Source organism: Bacteroides sp. AM07-18 (assembly GCF_003602695.1).
Classification (GTDB): domain Bacteria; phylum Bacteroidota; class Bacteroidia; order Bacteroidales; family Bacteroidaceae; genus Bacteroides; species Bacteroides uniformis.
Map to the genome: position 1 here is coordinate 163,633 of NZ_QTLM01000003.1, position 20,950 is coordinate 184,582.

The window sequence follows — 20,950 nt, forward strand, 5'->3', positions numbered from 1 at the left end:
GTAACTATGAGATTACCTGAGGACCCGGTGATGCTGTACAGCTTCATCAACATGAAACTGCGTGATTTCTATCCTTCGCTGGACGCGCTCTGCGAGGATATGAACGTAGAGAAAGAGGACATTGTACGAAAATTGAAGCTCGTGGGATTTGAGTATAATCCTGCAAAGAACAGATTTTGGTAAATAATGTTTCTGTATAAAACAACTCCCGTTCCTTGTTGTTGTAAAGCGCAAGTTAACGGGAGTTGTTTTGTTATGGAACTATGGGATAAGGCAGAACGTCTTTGGACGAGGGTCGAGAACTGGAAAACAGTACGCGGCTGGCACATCTGGAAGTTGAAGCTGGTGGATGCCCGGTTGTATTTCGTCAGCATGTTCGTCGGTTTGCTGACGGGACTGGTCGCTGTGCCCTATCACTATCTTCTCTATTATCTGTTCCACCTCCGCAGTGGTTTCTTCGCTTCGCATCCGGCCTGGTACTGGCACATTCCACTCTTTCTGTTTTCTTGGGGCATTCTCGTCTTCGTCATGTGGCTCGTGGGGAAAATGCCGCTTATCGGCGGGGGAGGTATTCCGCAGACACGCGGCGTGATTAACGGGCGCATCACTTACCGGCATCCTTTCATCGAGATGGTATCCAAGTTTGTAGGGGGCATTCTGTCCTTCTCGGCGGGGTTGTCTTTGGGGCGCGAAGGACCTTCCGTGCAGATAGGCTCTTATGTGGGTAGCCTGGTATCCCGCTGGACTCATATCCTGAAAGGCGAACAGAAACAGTTGCTGGCAGCCGGGGCGGGAGCGGGGCTCGCTGCGGCTTTTGCAGCGCCACTGGCTTCCTCGCTCATTGTAATAGAATCCATTGAACGCTTCGATGCCCCTAAGACGGCCATCACTACCTTGCTGGCGGGTGTTGTGGCAGGAGCCGTGGCAAGCATGGTCTTTCCTGTGAATCCTTACCATCTGATAGAAGTAACGGAACCGGTTTTCGCCTTCTTTGTCCAGATGAAGTATTTCTTGATATTGGCGGTGATTGTCTCCGTATGCGGGAAGTTCTACTCCTCCACCATGAATGCTTTCAGGCATGTGTATGCCAAAGTCAATTCTCCGGCGTATGTCAAGATGTTCTATCTGGTGCTGGTGGCCTACATCATTTCGCTGATGCAGGTCAATCTGACTGGAGGCGGGGAGCAGTTTCTGCTGGCCCAGGCACAGAACGGCAGTACGCAGATTATGTGGGTGACGGCTGTCATGTTGCTGCATTTCGTCTTTTCCGTTTTCTCTGTCTCTTCCGGATTGCCGGGCGGCAGTTTCATTCCGACGCTGGTTACGGGAGGGTTGTTGGGACAGATTGTCGGTCTGGTAGGAGTGAGGTACGGTGTCATCGGGCAAGAGAATGTCAGTTATATCATGCTTGTTTCCATGTCGGCTTTTCTGGTGGCCGTGGTCCGTACACCGCTCACGGCCATTGTGCTGATTACGGAGATTACGGGGCATTTTGAGGTCTTTTACCCTTCGGTGGTTGTTGGTGGGTTGACCTACTATTTTACGGAACTTCTGCAAATGAAGCCTTCCAACGTCTCCCTCTATGAAGATATGATTCATGCTCCCGATTTTAAAGAAGAGAAACGCTATACGCTTTCAGTGGAGATTATGACGGATTCTTATCTGGACGGGAAACTGGTGGACGAACTGTCCCTGCCGGAGCGTTGCGTCATTATCAATGTACATCGGGATGGAAAAAATCTGGTCCCCGCAGGAACTCGTTTGATTCCGGGGGACCAGGTACAGATTGAGATGGACTCGCAGGACATAGAGAAACTCTATGAACCGCTTGTCAGTATGGCGAATATCTATTAAGCCAGATTGCCTATCTCGTCCAGATTCTTCTGGATGTCGGCATCCGTCAGCTCGTAATTCACTAAATCGCCGGACAAATACTTGTCGTAGGATGCCATGTCGATAAGTCCGTGACCGGAAAGGTTGAACAGAATCACCTTCTCTTCACCCGTTTCCTTGCATTTGTTTGCTTCGCGGATGGTGGCGGCAATGGCATGGCAGGACTCGGGGGCGGGGATGATGCCCTCTGCTTGCGCAAACAGACAACCGGCGTCGAATGATTCGAGCTGCTTGATGTCCACCGCTTCCATATAACCGTCTTTCAGCAGTTGTGATACGATGACACCTGCACCGTGATAGCGTAGGCCGCCGGCATGGATATTGGCAGGGGCAAAGTTGTGTCCCAGTGTAAACATGGGCAGCAACGGAGTGTATCCGGCCTCGTCTCCGAAGTCGTATTGGAATTTGCCGCGTGTCAGCTTCGGACATGAAGCAGGTTCGGCGGCGACAAAGCGTGTTTTCTTTCCTTCGAGGATGTTGTGGCGCATGAAGGGGAAGGCGATACCGCCAAAGTTGGAACCTCCTCCGAAGCAGGCGATGACGGTGTCGGGATATTCACCCGCCATTTCCATCTGCTTTTCGGCTTCCAGTCCGATGACGGTCTGGTGCAGGGCCACGTGGCTCAATACGGAGCCGAGGGTATATTTGCAGTTGGGAGTGGTCTGTGCCAGCTCTATGGCTTCGGAAATGGCTGTTCCCAGCGAGCCCTGATAGTTGGGATGGGCGGTCAGTATATCTTTTCCGGCGCGGGTAGACATGGAGGGAGACGGGGTAACCTGCGCACCGAATGTCTGCATGATGCTGCGGCGGTAGGGCTTTTGCTCGTAACTGATTTTTACCTGATAGACAGCGGCTTCCAGTCCGAAGAGGCGGGCGGCATATGCCAGGGAAGCTCCCCATTGTCCGGCACCGGTTTCGGTGGTCACGTTAGTCACTCCCTCCTGCTTGCAATAGTATGCCTGTGGGATGGCGGAGTTCAGCTTGTGCGAGCCCATCGGGCTGACGCTCTCGTTCTTGAAGTAGATATGTGCCGGTGTGCCGAGCGCTTTCTCCAATCCATAAGCGCGCACCAGCGGAGTGCTGCGGTAGTATTTGTACATTTCGCGGACCTCTTCGGGGATTTCAATCCACGTGTCGGTCTGATTCAGTTCCTGGCGGCAGAGTTCCTCGGCAAAGATAGGATACAAGTCTTCTGCTTTCAGCGGTTGCTTGGTGCCGGGGTGAAGCGGTGGCATGGGCTTGTTCACCATATCGGCTTGTATGTTATACCAGTACTGTGGGATTTCCTCTTCCGGGAGAATGAATCTTTTCTTTTTGTTGCTCATAGTGGTTAAAATTATTAATAATTCAATGCCCAAATGTAGCTATTATTTTTGAACCAATTTCTTTTTCCTTTTGTTTTTTGTATATCAAGGTATATTTGTCTAAGTTTGCCGCGTTTCATTAATCGATGCATTTATGAAGATTTATCATAAATTCCTTTTGTATCAAAATAAATGGATTCACCCTTACGTACGGATGACAGTGGGAGTAATGACTTCCATCACTTATTTGGCCTCCATCCTGCTGATTGTCGGCGTGGTCTATGAGCATGGCTTTACGATTTCAGAGGTCGAGGCGCATCAGCTCCAACGCTTGTACCATGGGGTGTGGATTGTTTTTCTGGTAGATGTCACCCTTCGCATTTTGCTGGAATACAAGGATACCCGGCGCACCTTCAGTAAGCTCACCTGGATACTGACCATTCTGCTCTATCTGACTCTTATCCCGGTCATTTTCCATCGTCCGGAGGAGGAGGGCGCCATCTTGCAGTTCTGGGAATTTCTGCATGGCAAGGCCTATCATCTTGTCCTGCTGCTGGTGTTTTCCTTTTTCAGCCTTTCCAACGGGCTGGTACGGTTGCTGGGGCGGCGTACGAACCCTTCGCTTATTCTGGCTGCAAGTTTCCTGATAATCATAATGATAGGCACGGGGCTGTTGATGTTGCCGCGCTGCACGGTGAACGGCATATCGTGGGTCGACTCGCTGTTCATATCCACCAGTGCGGTGTGCGTCACGGGGCTGACGTCTGTCGATGTGGCGTCCACTTTTACCCCGACCGGTTTTGTGGTAATCATTCTGCTGATTCAGATAGGCGGTCTGGGAGTGATGACACTGACGAGCTTCTTTGCCATGTTCTTCATGGGTAATACCTCGTTGTACAATCAGTTGGTGGTGCGCGACATGGTGAGTTCCAATTCCTTAAATTCCCTGCTCTCCACCCTGGTCTATATTCTGGCCTTTACGCTGGTGATTGAAGGAATAGGGATGCTTGCTATCTGGGGAGACATCCACGGGACGATGGGGATGGACCTTCAAGAAGAGCTGGCCTTTTCCGCTTTTCATGCCATTTCCGCTTTCTGCAATGCGGGATTCTCCACGTTGCCCGGAAATCTGGGTAATCCGTTGGTGATGACGGGGCACAACCCGTTCTTCATCTATATATCTCTGCTGATTATTCTGGGGGGTATCGGTTTCCCCATACTGGTGAATTTCAAGGATATTATTCTTTACCATCTGCGTCGTCTGTGGCACTTTCTGCGTACGTGGCATTGGGACGGCAAGCGTTTTTACCATCTGTACAACCTGAATACAAAGATTGTACTGATAGTCACCTTCCTGCTGCTGGTACTGGGCACGGTGGGCATTGCTGTCTTTGAGTGGAATGCCGCCTTCGCCGGCATGTCGGTGGCCGACAAGTGGACGCAGGCGTTTTTCAATGCCACGTGTCCCCGTACGGCAGGCTTTACCAGTGTGGACTTGGCAGGCTTGGGGGTACAGACATTGCTTATATATCTGTTTCTGATGTGGGTGGGAGGCGGTTCACAGTCTACGGCAGGCGGTATCAAGGTAAATGCCTTTGCGGTAGTGGTGCTGAATCTGGTGGCTGTACTACGTGGCACGGAGCGGGTAGAGGTGTTTGGCCGTGAGCTGTCACACGATTCCATCCGTCGTTCCAATGCCACGGTGGTGATGTCGTTCGGCGTCTTGTTGCTGTTTATTTTCATCATCAGCATTCTGGAGCCGGGTGCGTCGCTTTTGGCTATTACCTTCGAGTGTGTGTCGGCATTGAGCACGGTGGGGTCTAGTTTGAACCTTACCCCGCGGTTGGGAGACGACAGCAAGCTACTGGTGGCACTGCTGATGTTTGTGGGGCGTGTGGGACTGATTACGCTGATGCTTGGCATCATCAAGCAGAAGAAGCATACGAAGTATCAGTATCCGAGTGGTCAGATTATAATCAATTAAATAAGATGAAGTATATTATTATCGGTTTAGGGAATTATGGTCACGTGCTGGCAGAGGAGCTTTCTGCACTGGGGCACGAAGTGATAGGTGCGGACGTGAGCGCCGGCAGGGTAGATAGTCTGAAGGAAAAGATTGCTACAGCCTTTGTCATCGACGCTACGGACGAGCAGGCCTTGTCCGTATTGCCGCTGAACAGTGTGGATGTGGTGATTGTTGCCATCGGCGAGAATTTCGGTGCATCCATCCGTGTAGTGGCTTTGCTGAAGCAGAAGAAGGTGCAGCATATCTATGCCCGCGCCATTGACGCTGTCCACCGTTCCGTACTCGAGGCTTTTGAGCTGGAACGCATTCTTACTCCCGAGGAGGATGCCGCACGCGGACTGGTACAGTTGCTGGAATTCGGTGCCGATATGGAGACCTTCCGCGTGGCACCGGATTATTATGTAGTCAAGTTCACTGTTCCGGACAAGTTCATTGGCTATTATGCCAACGAATTGAATCTCGATAAGGAGTTTGGCCTGAAGATGCTCGCCTTGAAACGTGCCGAGACTTTGAAGAATTGCCTGGGCATCTCGTATGTGGAATACAATGTACTGAACGAACTGCCGGAAAATGACCAGATACAAGCCGGCGACCAGTTAGTGTGCTACGGACGGTATAAGGATTTCCAGAAGTTCTGGAAAGCACTATGATAATTGGTAGTTGGAAATGTGTCAAAAGTGGTATTCACCCCCATTTTCAACTAATCATAGTCCTTCTCCCGACACCGATAATGGAAATAATCAGTCAGGAAGTGTGCATTCTTGCGTATGAACTCTTGCCCGTATTCTTTTCCTTGCAAACTGTTCAGATAAGCGTCCGGAAGCATGCCTTCGTCTTGCAGGGTGCAACTCAATTGGTAGGGGATAATGTCTGGGTTGACGATGAACATAATGGCGTTTTTCTCTGCTTCCTCCTTATTATAATTGGGGTTGTCCGGAGATTTGATGCATTCGCACAGCTTGAATTGGATATGTAGGCCGGTGTGCGGGTTGGCCATCAGCATGGCTCCGGTTTCTGTATGTATGCGTGGTATGTCCAGGTCTTCTTTCAAGCCGTATTCCATCTTGTTCAGCAGAAAATCAGAGATTTCCTCTTGCGATTGGCAGAATACAAAAGATTTCCCGCCGGATGCTTTTATGAAATCATGGAATGCAGCCTTTTCATTCGTCTTTTCTTTCTGTTTCGTCAAGTCGTCCACATATTCCGCTATTTTCTGGTCGTACTTGTTTTCGAGAAGCATGCCGCACTGCCACCATGCGTTGCCAAAATAAATCAGTTCGCAGATAAGGGTGCTTTTCCCTACTTCTCTGCTACGGATAGCCGAGAGGTTCAAGGACTTCTTGGTTATCTTGAATTCGCTTTCGTCTTCACTACACAAATCTTTGACGTACAGATACTCGTCGTCTTCTTTCTCCAGCAGATAGCAACTGTTTTCCCGTGCCTTCACCTTGCCCCAAAGCTGATGTTCGGGATGGGCTTTTCCGATGAGAGCCAGCCATTCCGGTGAGGTCAGCGACAGCAGGTTGCGGCGGCCTTTGAACGTCAGTGAGGTGCGTGTGGCATATATGAGGGTCTCTGCCATTTCGGGAGTAATCTTTTCATCATCCAGCAACCGTTCAGCTTCGTCCCGGTATTGGGCGACATTTTCGATGTTGAAGTAGCATTGGTAGTGAAACCAATCCAGTATCTCCCGGTAGCGGAAGAAGTCTTCTTCTCCCATGGCAGAGTGGTATAGAAATTTCTGCATCCTTTCATTTTCGGGAGCGGTTTCGTATTCCTCTGCAAGCAGTCCGTATATCTCTTGTGCAGTCTGCTCTATTCCGGGATTCTCGGGGTTGATGGCGCTTATTCCCCGGCACAGATATTGTATATGGTGCCAAAGCAGAAAGCGTATGTCCTCCAGATTGATTTCATCCGGAAAATAATCGCCTTTGATGGGGTAGAAGGGCAGATAGGCTCCGTATCGCTTCCGGCACTCGGCAGTGAATGCCTGCCAGATGCCGGTCTGGGAGATGACGTCCTCAAACCATGCGGCGAGGCAGAGGCTTGTATAGCGTATGTTTTCCTCTTCTTCGAAGGCGTCGGCTATCGTTGAAGAGTAGAGTCTTTTGTGGATTTCGTTTGCAATGCCGACGTAGTACTGGTCAACGCTGTTTGTCTGCTTGTACGGATGCAGTTCCAACCATTCTTTGGGATATATTTTCTTCATGACTCTAAAGTGAGTTTGGTGTGTATTTTTTATATGTTTCATTTCCGGCGTAAAGATATGTTTTTTATGGGAATTTTCTTGTTTTTCCTCCTTTCGATTAGTATATTTGTATGCTACTATTAAATCGTTCCATCGTGTGGAAAAAATCGTTCCACCATGGTGGAACGATTTTTCTTCTGTGGTGGAATGATATTTTCTCCATGGTGGAACGATTAAAGAATAGCATTTCTTCTCCTTAATGCCGTGGAAGAAGAAAAAACGGAATTGCAGGACCATTTAAAAACAGAATATATATGAGTGCGTATTACGACCTTTTCGAGAAACCCGACGTCCGCCAGACCGGCGAGCAACAATCCCTTTATGCCCGCTTTGTCCCCAAGGGTACCATCGACCGCAAGGAATTTATCGAGCGTGTACATCTTTTCACCGGCCTCAGCCGCAGCCTGCTGGAAGGAGCGATGGCAGGCTTTATGGACGAGTTGCGCGACTGCCTTGCCAATGGCTGGACGGTGGAGCTGGGCGAACTGGGTTACTTCACCCCCTCTTTGAGTTGTACCCGCCAGGCGACGGACAAGAAAGAGCTTCGTGCTGCCTCCATCGCTTTGCGCGGGTTGAATTTCCGTCTGGGCAGGGAGTTCTATAAGGATTTGAAAGGTAAGATGCAGTTGGAGCGTTGTCCGCAATCGGCATCGGCGCCTGCTTCGTCTGCCGATGAGGCGTTGGGCGTGGAGCAGCGCTGGCAGTTGCTGGATGAGTATTTGCAGCAGTATCCCTGCATCAATCGCTCTCAGTATGCACGGCTGGCAGGACGTAGTTATAAGCAGGCGGTTGTCGATTTGAATAGGTTTATAGAAGAGGGGATGCTGATGAGGCATGGGATGGGGCCGAGTGTGGTGTATGCCAGAAAGAGGTAAAATTCAAGATGTGTATTTGCATCCGAATCGAAATGCAAAGGACATATCCCGTGAGCTCAATATGGATAAAGGGCTGTTATCCCGCATATTGAAAAAGCTGGAGGTAAATCATTCTCGACACCCCCAAGAATACGGACAGAGCACATCTGTTTTATGAGAAAGCCGGATTCAAGAAAATAGAGAAAGAAGAACTCCCCATCGAATACGATTATCCGTATGATGACAGTGACTTCTTCTGCCTGACCTTGAACGGATACCAATAAATTTACGGTTATTAGAAATTTAATCGGATAAATTAAGATTTATGGAGATACATAAAGTCCATTCTGTTTTTTTCAGTGCTACATTTACTACCAAAGCCATCGTGCAGGGTATCGTCAAGCAGCTGCACGCCGATAATATCCAACATGACATTACGAGTAATGTTTTAATCCCCCGGTTTGAGATTGGGACGCAATGAATTGTTGGTCGTAGGCGTGCCGTCCTATTCAGGAAGAGTGCCCGACACGTGCCATTGCGTCGGAGAACCCCATAAAGACAGATGAAAGTCAATGTATTTCATGTGGAAGGTGCATTGCCCTATGTCCTGTCGGCTCACGAAACTACCACTATCCATTTTTCGGAAAAAAGAGTTTGGAGTTTGCAAGCGCAAATTCAGAGAGAAAAGAACTTGAACTTTTTTACGCTGTCAATTAAAGATGCCGTAAAGGATAAAAACAATGTATGATTAAGGAATAAAATTTCTTAATCATTGTCTATCAGTTCCTTTCTTTTTCTCCAATATCCTTTTTTATCCTACGAAAACCTCCTTAAACCTCCGTTAAAGCACCACCCCGTTTTCTGCCCGTTGTATCTTTGCATCGTGGTCACAAAGAAACTGGTTTTGCAGACTGACGAGCGAACAAGACCGACTTTTATTAATCAATTTAAAATTAAAAAACTATGGCTTTGAATTATGAAGTAAAAAAGAGAGTATTCGGTTTTGACGAGACAAAAACGGAAAAGTACGTGGCGCAGATGAAAACTTTGGGTGTGGTAGGTTTTAAGGATTTATGCGACGAGGTTTCCAAGATAGGCATGGCGCCTCGCGGTGTGGTGAAGTTGGTGCTGGACGGATTGATCGACACCTTGAATATGGATATCAACAAGGGATTTTCAGTACAGCTGGGTGAGTTCGGCTGTTTCCGTCCCGGCATCAATGCCAAGAGCCAGGACAAGCTGGAAGATGTGAAGGCAAGCACGATTTATCGCCGCAAGATTATCTTCACCCCGGGCTTCTACTTTAGGGACATGCTGACCCGCGCCAGCGTAGAGAAGATGGATTGGTCGGGCAACGGCACCGTTTCTGGCGGGGGTAGCTCCAAACCAAATCCGGATGGCGGCGGTTCCGATGGCGACCAGGGAGAAAATCCGTTAGGATAAACATTCTGTAAATAAGGAGAATATGAACTTTCTCAGAAAAAGGTTCATATTCTCCTTGAAATACTTGACTTCGCCTTTTGAATATCGTATCTTTACATCAATCATTTAAAAATCAGACAAACTGCTATGGAAACAGAAAATGGCTTTCGTATCACGACTTATAAAAAGAAAGATTTGGCATGCCTCTATTGCCCCAATGCTACTGCACGTTGCGCCATCCGCACCCTGACGCGGTGGATAAAACGGAATCACGAACTGTATGAAGCCTTGGCGCATACCGGGTACAATGTAAGGACACGGACATTCATGCCGAAGCAGGTAGGTCTTATCGTACAGTATCTGGACGAACCTTAATATTCTTTTCAACCTCATTTATTTATGTCAAAGCGGAAAGAGATGAAGCTGGTATGAAAAAAAGTTATCTTATAGAGAACTCAAAATCAAACGATTTGCTTTATCAATCACAGATGAGTCCAGCGAGGCAAGGTAGATTTGTGTGGTAGCTTCTGAATCATGTCCCATTCCTTCAGAAATGATGGCAATCGGAACATTTCTGCTTTTGGCTATGGAGGCCCAACTGTGGCGCGCCCGGTACATTGTCAGTGGAGCAGACAGGTTTAGCTTTCTGCCAATTTCCTTCAGTTTACTGTTAACGAAATGAGCGGCATTCAGGTATTGCTTTCTTTCATTTTCTCCTGATTTTTTGATGATGGGCAACAAATAAGGAGAACCGGTGATGCCATATTTGTCGGCAATTTCCTGCATGCACTTTTCCCAACGGATAAGAAGCCGCTGGCCGGTCTTTTTTCTACGGTATGACAAAATTCCGTTGTTCAGGTCTTTTTTCTTAAGAAATGCTATATCTACGAATGACATTCCTCTTGTGTAAAGTGAGAAAAGAAAGAGGTCACGTGCATATTCCAGTGTCGGGTTCAGAGTCAGGTCGGCTTCTTTTATCTGGCGGATTTCCTGTAGTGGAATGGCGCGTTTGATCGTCTTGCCTATGCCGGTATATACATGCTTGAACGGGTGCTGTTGCGGAGTAAGTTCCTTTTCTACTGCACGGTTATAGACTGCACGTAAGTTTCTCATATAGAATGACGAACCATTTGGGCATATCCCTTTACTTTCAAGGTATGCTTCGTAGGCCACTATCAGATCAGAATCCATCTCTTTGAGCGGTATATCTATTCCCTTCATAAAACGCGAAAAGCTGTTTAGGGTAGTGGTATATGTTTCGCTGAGGCGTATCTTGCCAATACTTTTTTGGTATTCGATAACATGGTTCATAAAAGAAAAAAGTGTGTCCTGTTTTGGCGGTGCCAGCCAGGAAGCCACTATGTCATCAGCTGTGTAAGGCTGTTTTCCTTTCTCCAGCTCAGCAATCGTTTTCTCTATTTTCAGTATGTCTGTTTTTATCTTTTCCTTTACCGTCAGCAGATAGTCTCTTCTGTTGTCGCTGAATAGCGGCAGAACAATTTCTGCGGTGCAATTATTCCATTCGTGGGGAAGCAGTTTGTATCTTGTACGAATCTGGCGTACCACTCTTTTGTGAATTATTTGATAAAACAGTGAACCCTCTTTCCCCTCTATGGTTGAGGGTCTGAATTTGATTTTGATTGTCGGCATATTTATATTACTATTGATTATTTATTAAAGTATAGTTTTCGTTTCACAGAATAACAGAACAAATGTAATAATGAAATGGGTTTTCAAACAAATCCCCATACTTAAACTCTATTTCTATACTTTGTCTTGAAATCTTATCTTGAAACTCTGTTCGCGTTTTGGACACTTTAAAAACTTTTTTAATTGCTGCGTTGGAATTTTATATTTCTACTGTTTGGAAATATAGTAAATTCTATTTGTGTAATCAATTGTGTATCAAGTGTAAATGTGCGGAAAGAAAAAATGAAGGAAAAATCAAAGCATCTCTTTTGAAGAGAAGTATCAATCGTTGCAAAGATAAGCAAAATTAAAACAATAGACTATTAAAACAAAGAAAATTTAATGTTGAGCTGGGGGAATGTTGTGCGAAATTCCATGGAATGTTACACGATTTTGAATTTTCATGTTGCAAATAGTTGAATAATAATTGTATGCAGTTTGAATACTTCTCTTCAAAAGAGAAGTGCTATCGATTATATTTAATAAAGGTTTGCTTATGAGAAATTTAATATTGTCAATGTTCCTGTTCATCGGGTGTGTTCCGGCATTCGGGCAGAACAGCTCTGTGGAAATCTGCATTGAGTTTCGTGTGGGCATCGGAACGGTAGACACGGCTTATGGAAACAATGCTGTACGCCTTTTGGAAGTTATATCACATCTGGATGAAATCAGGAATGACAGTACGCTTGAACTTGTCGAGGTCTCTTTTTGTGGGGCAGCGTCGCCTGAGGGACGCTTCCGGTTGAACGAACAGTTGGCGGCAGACCGTCTTGCTTCACTTGAACGGTATGTCCGGGAACGTGTCTTCATTCCTGACAGCATCATCACAAGATGTAACGGGGCTATTGCTTGGAAACTTCTGGCCGGACTGGTTGAAAGCTCCGATATGCTGCACAAAGAGGAAACCCTGCATGTGTTGCGTAATGTCCCGGAATATACGTATGAGGGAGGCAAACTCGTAGATAGCCGCAAAAAGCAGCTTATGATGTTGCAGTATGGACGGACATGGCATTTTTTGAAAGAGCATTATTTCCGGCAAATGCGTAATGCTTGTGCCATATTTCTGACTGTACGAAATAAGCCGTTGTTACCGGTAGTGGAAGAAGCAGAGAAGGAGGAGGATTTGCCGGTTACCGGACCTGTCGATTCTGCTATTGTTTTGCAAACTCCCGATTCCTTTTCTGTGGCTGTCCGGAACTCCTCGTTCTGTATGTCACTAAAAACCAATATGCTTTATGACCTTCTTGCCGTGCCTAATATAGGTATAGAGTTCTATCTGGGTAAAAATTGGAGCATCGCTGCCAATTGGATGTACGCCTGGTGGAAGACGGACAAGCATCATCGTTATTGGCGAACATACGGTGGTGATATTGCAGTGCGCAAGTGGTTTGGCAGGAAGGCCGGTGAAAAAACGCTTTCGGGGCATCACCTCGGTTTGTACGGGCAGATGTTGACCTATGATTTCGAATGGGAGGGCAAGGGCTATTTGGGTGACCGATGGAGCTATGCCGGAGGTGTGGAATATGGGTACTCGTTGCCGGTTGCCCGTAGGCTGAATATTGACTTTACTCTCGGAGTGGGTTACTTGGGTGGTGAGTACAAGAAATACGTCCCCCGCGATGGGCATTATGTATGGAAGGCTACCAAAGACCGTCATTGGTTCGGTCCCACCAAGGCAGAAGTGTCGCTGGTCTGGCTACTTGGACCGGGTTGCAACAACAGTAAGAAAGGAGGTACAAAATGAAAAGAAAGGCGCATTATAATCTGATAATGTATATTCCACTGTTGGCGGCAGTAGGGATGTTGACTACATTTTCCTCTTGTGAGCATAAAGACTTGTGTTATGACCATGACGCACATGCGCCAAAATCGCAGGTGATGATAAAAGCGGACTATGAGAAGGAATGGCAGTACACTTATGACGACGGTGTGGATTGGAAGAACTACTCCGCATGGCAGGAATCGTTCGGGATGGGGTATGACTTGCTTTGTCCTGGAATCCCGGAGGGCCTTCGTGTGCAGGTATATGGTGCTGACGGCTTCGACCACATCCTCAATATTGCTCCGGAGGGGGGCATAGTGCAGTTGCGTGAAGGAGAGTGTTCTTTACTGTTCTACAATAACGATACGGAATACATCGTGTTTGACGATATGCAATCCTACATTTCGGCACGGGCAACTACCCGTGCGCGTACCCGTACCACTTACAACGGCAATTCCTATATGGAGAGCCGATCGGAAAATACGGTCAATCCGCCGGATATGCTTTATGGGAACTATATGGAGTCGTATACGGCGTGCCGTACGGTAGAACCGGAAGTACTGCCCGTCGCCATGCACCCGCTGGTGTTCACCTATCTGGTGCGCTACGAGTTCAGCCACGGTTTGAAGTATGTGGCAATGGCTCGCGGTGCCTTGGCAGGGATGGCTGCATCGGTCTATCTGAACAGCGGACGCACTTCGGCAGAAGATGCCACCGTGCTCTATGATTGCACTTTGCAGGACTTTGGCGTGCAGTCTTTGGTCAGGTCTTTCGGAATTCCGGATTTTCCTAACGAGCACTACACAAGGACAATACGCAGTTATGCGTTGAATCTGGAAGTCAGGCTGAAGAACGGAAATCTGAAATCGTTCGACTTTGACGTGACCGACTAGGTGGCGGCGCAGCCGCAAGGGGGTGTCATCGTGGTTAGCGGTATCGAAATTCCTGATGAAGAAGGGATGGAAGGAGGTTCCGGTTTTGATGTGGATGTGGATGGCTGGGGCGAATTCGAGGATATTGAACTCCCTTTTTAATGATGGGATATTATAATATTTGAATCTTTTATTTACTCACTTAAATTTTAGGACAGATGAAAAAGTTATTATTCATTAGTTTGGTTGCAACTGCCATGTTAGCCGGTTGCAGCAATGACGAGATGGTAGAAACAACGCAGTCGGGTGCCATTCGGTTCGACGGTTTTGTGAACAAGAGTACACGTGGGGTAGCTGACGACATCACCACTGCCTCCATTAGCAACTTCAGTGTATATGGATTTATGACAGATGCGACCGGCCAGATTTTTACCGGTGAGGCTGTAACAAAGGGTGCTGATAATGCGTGGACTTACATCAATACCCAGTACTGGACTGCCGGTAAAGAGTATTGGTTCTCGGCAATCGCTCCTACAACGGATGCGCAATGGACTTATGCTGTGAACAGTAAGGTAGAAGGCGGCATTATCACTTTCGAAAATGGGGACGGTACTCAGGATTTGCTATATGCTTATTCCGGTAAGGTGTCTTGTACAACACCTGCTGAGCAGGGCGCGGTCTCTTTTACTTTCAACCATCTGCTGTCTCGTGTAAAGTTCAACTTTACCAATTCCATGGGCAACGACAATATTACATTGAAGGTGACAGAGGTGAAAATTACCGATGCTGACAACAAGGCAACTTGCGATGTGTCGGCTGCAACCAAGACATGGACACCTGCAACCGACAACGTGGCAGGCGATTTGGCATTCGGCTCCGTATTGGCGACTGATGCCAAGATTGCAAATGCAGGTAGCAGTGCTACCGACCACAAGTATATGATTCCGCAGAAGAAGGCTTATACGTTAAGTTTCAAGGTGGTTATGTATCAAGGTGCAGTGGAAGCTGCCACTTACACTCACACTGGTGTGGAGATGCCTGAAGTAGAAATGGCTGCCGGCTTCAGCTATGTATTCAATGCTGAACTGACGGCGAAGAATATCGATCCGGACGGTGAACTCTATCCTATCGAGTTTACTGTAACGAAAGTTGAGGACTGGGAAGATTTTGCAGGAGAAACAGTAACCATACCTGAGACGACGACTCCCGAACCATAAACCATTTTCGACTGCCTTATCTGGTAAGTTGGGATGTAGGATTTTAGGGTATAAGGGGTTGAATGTCCCCTTATACTCACAATTAAGAGCAGCGGAATGACCGTCTGCTGTGTTAGTAAGAAAAACAGTTACAGCAATGAAAAGACATAAGAATTTCTGTATAGCAGCAAGTTGCATAGTTGGCATACTGTCAGGTGTCTTGCTTCTCTCGTGCGACAGCAATCATCTTCCCGGTGAAAATGAATTGGAGAAAGCCGGAGATAACATTTGTTTTGGTGTATCCCGGGCAGAGAGTGTCCTGACAGGAGGAGTATCCGGTAGTGAGGAGGAGGACTGTATCACCCGGCGTTTTGTGTTGCGAAACGATGGTGTGGCAGATACACTCTGTGTCCGTGCAACCGTTTCAGACGGGTGTGGCTTTTCCGGATTCGATGGCGAACAGACAGTAACGCGCTCTGCGCCTATTACTTCTTTGGATGCCTATGGAAGTTTCAATGTGCTGGCCTATTGGAAAAAAGGCAACGTGCTACAGTCGCAATTCTATATGGACGAAGCGGTAACAAATAAGGGAGGCGATGTCTGGAGTACCCTTCAGCCTTACTATTGGCCGGGAGCCGGTCATACGCTTCGTTTCTATGCTTATGCACCGGCAGATGCTGGCATTGTGGCACCGGATTCTCCTGAAAGTACTGTGCTGAGCTATACCGTTCCTGCCGAAGTCGGTAACCAAAAAGACATTGTGGTGGCTACTACCGACTATCTGAATGGTAACAGCCAAACGCGAGTGCCTCTTACTTTCAAGCACATCTGCACAGCTGTCCGTTTTGTGGTAGGCGGTCAGATTCAGCCGGGCACAGTTAAGAGTATAACTCTGAAAGGCATCAAGAATAGCGGTGCCTATGATATGTCGGGCACTGCGACACCATGGACACTGGCGGAAGGAACTGCGGGTTTTTCACAGACATTAGACAAAGTTACGTCCGGTAGCGAAACCGACGGTGCGGAAATTACTACTGCTGAGGGTACATTCATGATGTTGCCGCAGGTGTTGGCTGACGGAGCTACGGTAGAAGTGGTGTTTCGCGACAATCAGAGCAATCAGGATCGAACACTCTCTGCTTCGATAGCCGGAACGGAATGGCCGATAGGCAAAACCGTTACTTACAAGCTGTCCATTACTCCGGAATATGACATGGATATTGAAGTTCCGGAAGAGAAACAAGATGCTCACTACATCTCGTTTCCGATTACCGTGAATGTGAAAGACTATACGGGGAACTGGAAACTGACTTCCAACCTGCCCGATGCCGTGTATTTTACACAGATACAAACCGAATTGCAAAGACAAGGTTATTGGATTGACGAGGACAAAGGGAATGCTGAAATTACCGGAACAGGTAGTGGTGTTTTTACTTACTATGTTTATGTTACTGAAAATATTGGTAATGAATCCCGTAATATAGAATTTCAAGTTGCTCCGGTCACTACCGGTACAACGCCTGATCCTATAACTGCTACAGTGGAACAACTATGCCCAAGTTGGAACGGGATGCTTGGTTGCGAAGGAATTGAGGATGGAGATTATCCGTGGGGATTTAAGTGGGAAAAGGGAACAAAAATAACTTATAAAACAAACAACTTAAATGTGCTTGAACGCTTAATTTTAGGCATTTTGGTAAGATGGGAAAAGCCCGATTATGTGGTGATTGACGGTTTGGTTACATTCGGTGCAGACATTATTATTAATTTTGATTTAGTACCCACTTTAGATGTTGCCAAAAGTATGAGCGATGGTTGTGCAAATACAAATGAATTATATAATTTTGAAGGCATTAGTGATGCTTCAAATTTAATGAGTTATTTAGAAAGCTGGGGATGTGTACCTGATAAACAACTACCACAGAATCCTACTGAATTTGCTGCTCGCTCTTGCGCTATGAAAAACAAATTCAATAAGGTAATTAATGAAGGTGCAGAACGGGCGGTTCTGAATTCGGAGAATTTAGTATGGTATCTTCCTGCAAAGGATGAGGCTTCTCAAATAAGCGACAGCGAATTTCCTTTGTTCAATGACAAAGCCTATTGGACTTCTACAGCAGTTGATGATAATGCTACGGCATACAAGTTTGTCGTCGGCGGTGGCACTGACACAGAAAACCGTGCCACTAATCTTCATGTCCGTGCTGTACGTAAGAAGCCTGCTAATTGAAATATAATGAGATGGCATATTTAAGCCATTAAAGAGATACTTACCCAGCGGGGTAGGTGTAAATCTGCAGATGCAATTTTGCAGACGTTTTGTTTGTTTGTTGAACGAGGATAGTCTTATCAGAACTATCCTCGTTCTTTTTATCGTACAGTATCCGGACGAACCTTAATATTCTTTTCAACCTCATTTATTATGTTAAAGCGGGAAGTTGTGGTTAAACTTCCCGCTTTTGTTTTTGTCATAGATACGTTGCAACACAATAGGTATAACTAATATAGTGTATTAATTTAAAAAGAGAAAAAATGATGAAAAGAATAGTCTTGATATGGATGGCCGCCTTCCTGATGGGTGGCATGGTAATGGCGCAACATGCCCGTCGCAGTGATAAAATGCCCGATTCGAAGGTTCGTGCCGAGCGCATGACGGAACGGATGGTGAAGGAGTATTCCTTGAACGATACGCAGAAGCAGCAACTGCTGGAGGCTAATCTGACACTGGCCGATAAAATGGGAGATATGCCGATGCATCGCCGGCCGGATAGGAGGAAAGGCAAGAACCGGAACGATTCATGTTGCTGTGCCCATGCGGACAGACCTCATGCGAAAGCGGACAAGCATCCTAAGAGAGATGGCAAGCGCCGTCAATTGACGGATGAGCAGCGCGCTGCCCGTACCGCTTATGATTCGCAGCTCCAGAAGATTATGACGGAAGAACAATATGCTGCATACAGCAAGAAAGTGCAGGATAGAAAAGCAAAAATGGAATCTAAAAGAAAATAAATTTTCTATTGCATTCAATTTGTACTATTTTTGTCCGGTCAACTACTAAAAAACAGAACGATGAAGAATATAGTCTATATTTTAGTGTGTGCATCGGTCATCTTCTTCACTGCTTGTTCGTCGCAAGACAAGAATAAGAAAGACGGTACGCAGGTATTGATGCAGGATAGTACAGAAATTGCCGGCCCACAGCGCATGCAGGTGTCTGATGTAAAAACATCCTTTACGTATAAGGGAAAAGAGTATCAGTCTTCTGTAGTGCGCCGGCCGGATGAATCTCTGCCGATAGTGAAAAACGAGCAGGGGGAGAAATTTGTGGATAACCGTATCACCTTGCGCATCACGTGCGGCGGGAAGCAGGTGGTGGATAAAGTGTTCACCAAAGATAATTTTGCTTCGTTGGTGGATGCCAAGTTCATGAAGTACTCTATTCTTGAGGGGCTGGTCTATGACAAGACCACTCCGCAAGGAATCATATACGCGGCCAGCGTCTGCTATCCGCAATCCGACCTTTATGTTCCCATCAGACTGACCATTACGGCTGACGGGAAAATCTCCATGGCAAAAGAGGAACTGATGGAGGACTATCAGACAGACAGCATTGATTAGTGGATAGTTTTCCAGATTGTTTCCAGTTTTATAGACCATCTTTGCCGGTATGAAAATCCTGATTGTAGAAGATGAGCAAGATTTGCGGGAAACCATCCGCACTTCGCTCCTGAAAGAAAAGTTTGTTGTAGAGACCGCTGCCGACTATTTTTCGGCATTGGATAAAATCAATGACTACGATTACGACTGCATTCTGCTGGATATCATGTTGCCTGGCGGGAGCGGTCTGGACTTGCTGCGTGAGCTGAAGCGGCTGCACCGCAGTGACAGTGTGCTTATTATCTCGGCCAAAGACTCGCTGGACGACAAGGTGGACGGGCTGGAACTGGGAGCCGATGATTACCTTACAAAGCCTTTCCATCTGGCGGAACTCAATGCACGTGTCAAGTCATTGATACGTCGACGGCAGGCGAAGGGAGATGTGACCGTCACCCTTGGAAACCTTTTGCTCTACCCCGACAAACGGCAGGTAGAGATAAACGGAAAACCCTTGCAACTGAACCGCAAGGAGTTCGACCTGCTTTATTATTTTGTAGTCAACCCCGGCCGGGTCATCAATAAAATGAGCCTTGCCGAGTCGGTGTGGGGAGACAATATAGACCAGGCGGATTCGTTGGATTTTATCTACTCGCAAGTGAAGAACCTGCGCAAGAAGTTGAAACAGGCTGAGGCTACCATAGAACTGAAGGCCGTCTATGGATTCGGCTACAAACTCTCCGAACTATGAAATTGCTGGGCTACACCTACCGCAAACTTGCATTGCTGCTGTTTCTGTTGATGGCGGTGTGGGGTGTGCTGTTCTATTACGCAATCATTGACGAGGTGGTGGATGAGACGGACGATACGTTGGAAAATTACGGTGAGATATTGATGGAGAGTGCGCTTCACGACCCCTCTATACTTGAGACGGAAGGCTCGTTGATGTCTTTCTATAAGTTCACCCCTATATCCGAAGAGGAAGGGCGGCATTACAGACAAGTGTTCTATGATGCTACGGTTTATATCGAACTGGAGGACGAAGACGAACCGGTACGTGTCATGTGTACCGCTTTCCGTATGCCCGACGGGCAATATTATGAGTTGAAACTGATGATTTCCATTTTGGAGCGGGATGACATGGTGGAGGCTATGCTTTGGTATCTGGGAGCGCTGTTCCTGCTGTTTCTCATCTGTACTTCCATCGGCATCCAGTTGGTGCTGAGAGGAGTGTTCCGTCCGTTACATAGGTTGCTTGACTGGCTGCACTGCATTCAGCCCGGCAAGGAGGTGCCTCCATTGGACAACCCGACAAAGATACGGGAGTTCCGCCAGCTGAGCGATGCTGCATTGGATATGGGTAACCGCAGCTACAAGGCATACGAGGAGCAGAAGCAGTTCATCGAGAATGCCTCGCATGAGTTGCAGACACCGCTTGCCATCGTGAGGGGAAAAGTGGAACTGTTGGCTGAGAGTGAAGGGATGACGGAACAGCAAATGGAGCAGCTGGACGAGATATATGCCACGCTGGGGCGTGCCGTAAAACTGAACAAGTCCCTGCTGTTGCTTTCCCGTATAGAGAACGGGCAGTATACCGAGATGGAAGATGTTTCGGTGGATGAGATATTGGATGAACTCTTGCCCGACCTGATGGATATCTATGAACATAAGCAGGTGAGACTGATACGAAAACGGGAGGAGCAGCCTTTTATCATCCGTTGCAACCATTCGCTGGCGCAAATACTGGTTTCCAATCTGGTGAAGAACTCGTTGCTGCACAATAGGGAAGGGGGAGAGTTGCAGGTGTTTACTACTCCCGCTTCTCTGGTCATCAGGAATACGGGGGATGCCCCTTTGGATGGAGAGAAGTTGTTCCGGCGTTTCTATCATGGCATGGATGGCAAGAAGGACTCCACCGGACTGGGGCTTGCCATAGCGCGTTCCATTGCGTTGTCGTCTTCATTGAAGCTCACGTATGAATGGCAGAATGGTATGCATACCTTCCGTCTGGTTAAAGAAAGTAAAATTTACCGTTAACTGCGGTTATTCCCAAATCTTTCCTAATTCTCTACCGTTATTTGCAGTGTGAA

General features: G+C 47.2%; 19 protein-coding genes and 1 pseudogene. 17 read left to right on the top strand and 3 right to left on the bottom strand.

The annotated features are described in order from the left end of the window. The first annotated feature begins 6 nt into the window (after nt 1–6). Together DW096_RS06560 and DW096_RS06565 are read left to right on the top strand one after the other, a co-directional pair. Nucleotides 7–183: a DUF4250 domain-containing protein gene (locus tag DW096_RS06560; protein ID WP_005832662.1), complete on the top strand. Its 177-nt coding sequence runs from the start codon at nt 7–9 to the stop codon at nt 181–183. A gap of 72 nt (nt 184–255) precedes the next feature. Next, entirely contained in the window at nt 256–1,854 is a 1,599-nt protein-coding gene (locus DW096_RS06565; RefSeq protein ID WP_120028697.1) for a ClC family H(+)/Cl(-) exchange transporter, read from the top strand. Here the strand turns inward: DW096_RS06565 and DW096_RS06570 are convergent. Continuing rightward, nucleotides 1,851–3,218 (bottom strand): TrpB-like pyridoxal phosphate-dependent enzyme, encoded by a 1,368-nt coding sequence (locus DW096_RS06570; RefSeq protein WP_005831725.1) that lies wholly within the window; start codon nt 3,216–3,218, stop codon nt 1,851–1,853. The genes DW096_RS06565 and DW096_RS06570 overlap by 4 nt on opposite strands. A gap of 133 nt (nt 3,219–3,351) precedes the next feature. Here DW096_RS06570 and DW096_RS06575 point away from each other — a divergent pair, with 133 nt between their 5' ends. Together DW096_RS06575 and DW096_RS06580 are read left to right on the top strand one after the other, a co-directional pair. Next, nucleotides 3,352–5,181 carry a TrkH family potassium uptake protein gene (locus DW096_RS06575; RefSeq protein ID WP_120028696.1) on the top strand — a complete coding sequence of 610 codons (1,830 nt, stop codon included), beginning with the start codon at nt 3,352–3,354 and terminating at the stop codon, nt 5,179–5,181. Between the two features lie 5 nt (nt 5,182–5,186). Then, nucleotides 5,187–5,873, top strand: coding sequence for a TrkA family potassium uptake protein (locus tag DW096_RS06580; protein ID WP_120028695.1), 687 nt, complete (start codon nt 5,187–5,189; stop codon nt 5,871–5,873). Nucleotides 5,874–5,923: 50 nt separating this feature from the next. Here the strand turns inward: DW096_RS06580 and DW096_RS06585 are convergent, their stop codons facing one another. Beyond that, nucleotides 5,924–7,432 (bottom strand): DUF3843 family protein, encoded by a 1,509-nt coding sequence (locus DW096_RS06585; RefSeq protein ID WP_227212689.1) that lies wholly within the window; start codon nt 7,430–7,432, stop codon nt 5,924–5,926. 293 nt (nt 7,433–7,725) lie between these two features. Here DW096_RS06585 and DW096_RS06590 point away from each other — a divergent pair, with 293 nt between their 5' ends. The 5 genes from DW096_RS06590 to DW096_RS06615 all read left to right on the top strand — a co-directional run bounded on the left by DW096_RS06590 (nt 7,726) and on the right by DW096_RS06615 (nt 10,122). Beyond that, complete coding sequence (locus tag DW096_RS06590) at nt 7,726–8,346, top strand: DsbA family protein (RefSeq protein WP_117680884.1); 621 nt, start codon at nt 7,726–7,728, stop codon at nt 8,344–8,346. Between the two features lie 304 nt (nt 8,347–8,650). Beyond that, nucleotides 8,651–8,806, top strand: a complete 156-nt coding sequence (locus tag DW096_RS19395; protein ID WP_165853744.1) for a hypothetical protein — start codon at nt 8,651–8,653, stop codon at nt 8,804–8,806. Between the two features lie 95 nt (nt 8,807–8,901). Then, nucleotides 8,902–9,042 (top strand): hypothetical protein, encoded by a 141-nt coding sequence (locus DW096_RS19715; protein WP_369904466.1) that lies wholly within the window; start codon nt 8,902–8,904, stop codon nt 9,040–9,042. A gap of 246 nt (nt 9,043–9,288) precedes the next feature. After that, a complete protein-coding gene (locus DW096_RS06610) occupies nt 9,289–9,768 on the top strand; it encodes an HU family DNA-binding protein (RefSeq protein ID WP_087331939.1) in 480 nt (159 codons plus the stop codon). Nucleotides 9,769–9,894: 126 nt separating this feature from the next. After that, a complete protein-coding gene (locus DW096_RS06615) occupies nt 9,895–10,122 on the top strand; it encodes a DUF4248 domain-containing protein (protein ID WP_117680883.1) in 228 nt (75 codons plus the stop codon). Between the two features lie 69 nt (nt 10,123–10,191). Here DW096_RS06615 and DW096_RS06620 read toward each other — a convergent pair whose 3' ends face one another. Next, complete coding sequence (locus DW096_RS06620) at nt 10,192–11,397, bottom strand: site-specific integrase (protein WP_117680882.1); 1,206 nt, start codon at nt 11,395–11,397, stop codon at nt 10,192–10,194. Nucleotides 11,398–11,932: 535 nt separating this feature from the next. On the opposite strand from DW096_RS06620, the gene DW096_RS06625 reads away from it, so the two are divergent. The 8 genes and pseudogenes from DW096_RS06625 (at nt 11,933) to DW096_RS06660 (ending at nt 20,897) form a co-directional block, all read left to right on the top strand. After that, complete coding sequence (locus DW096_RS06625) at nt 11,933–13,180, top strand: DUF3575 domain-containing protein (protein ID WP_117680881.1); 1,248 nt, start codon at nt 11,933–11,935, stop codon at nt 13,178–13,180. Further along, nucleotides 13,177–14,232: pseudogene (locus DW096_RS06630) on the top strand (DUF5119 domain-containing protein). Before DW096_RS06625 ends, DW096_RS06630 begins: the two are co-directional and overlap by 4 nt. A 56-nt stretch (nt 14,233–14,288) precedes the next feature. Beyond that, the gene (locus DW096_RS06635; protein ID WP_117680879.1) at nt 14,289–15,287 is read left to right on the top strand and encodes a fimbrillin family protein; all 999 of its coding nucleotides are present in this window, start codon (nt 14,289–14,291) and stop codon (nt 15,285–15,287) included. A gap of 136 nt (nt 15,288–15,423) precedes the next feature. Further along, nucleotides 15,424–17,496: a fimbrillin family protein gene (locus DW096_RS06640; protein WP_118930868.1), complete on the top strand. Its 2,073-nt coding sequence runs from the start codon at nt 15,424–15,426 to the stop codon at nt 17,494–17,496. A 305-nt stretch (nt 17,497–17,801) separates the two neighbouring features. After that, complete coding sequence (locus tag DW096_RS06645; protein ID WP_165853746.1) at nt 17,802–18,275, top strand: DUF4890 domain-containing protein; 474 nt, start codon at nt 17,802–17,804, stop codon at nt 18,273–18,275. 60 nt (nt 18,276–18,335) lie between these two features. Then, nucleotides 18,336–18,884 (top strand): DUF4738 domain-containing protein, encoded by a 549-nt coding sequence (locus tag DW096_RS06650; protein WP_005831701.1) that lies wholly within the window; start codon nt 18,336–18,338, stop codon nt 18,882–18,884. Between the two features lie 49 nt (nt 18,885–18,933). After that, nucleotides 18,934–19,611 (top strand): response regulator transcription factor, encoded by a 678-nt coding sequence (locus DW096_RS06655; protein WP_005832639.1) that lies wholly within the window; start codon nt 18,934–18,936, stop codon nt 19,609–19,611. Beyond that, nucleotides 19,608–20,897: a HAMP domain-containing sensor histidine kinase gene (locus tag DW096_RS06660; RefSeq protein ID WP_118930867.1), complete on the top strand. Its 1,290-nt coding sequence runs from the start codon at nt 19,608–19,610 to the stop codon at nt 20,895–20,897. The genes DW096_RS06655 and DW096_RS06660 overlap by 4 nt, the downstream gene beginning before the upstream one ends. Nucleotides 20,898–20,950 lie beyond the last annotated feature (53 nt).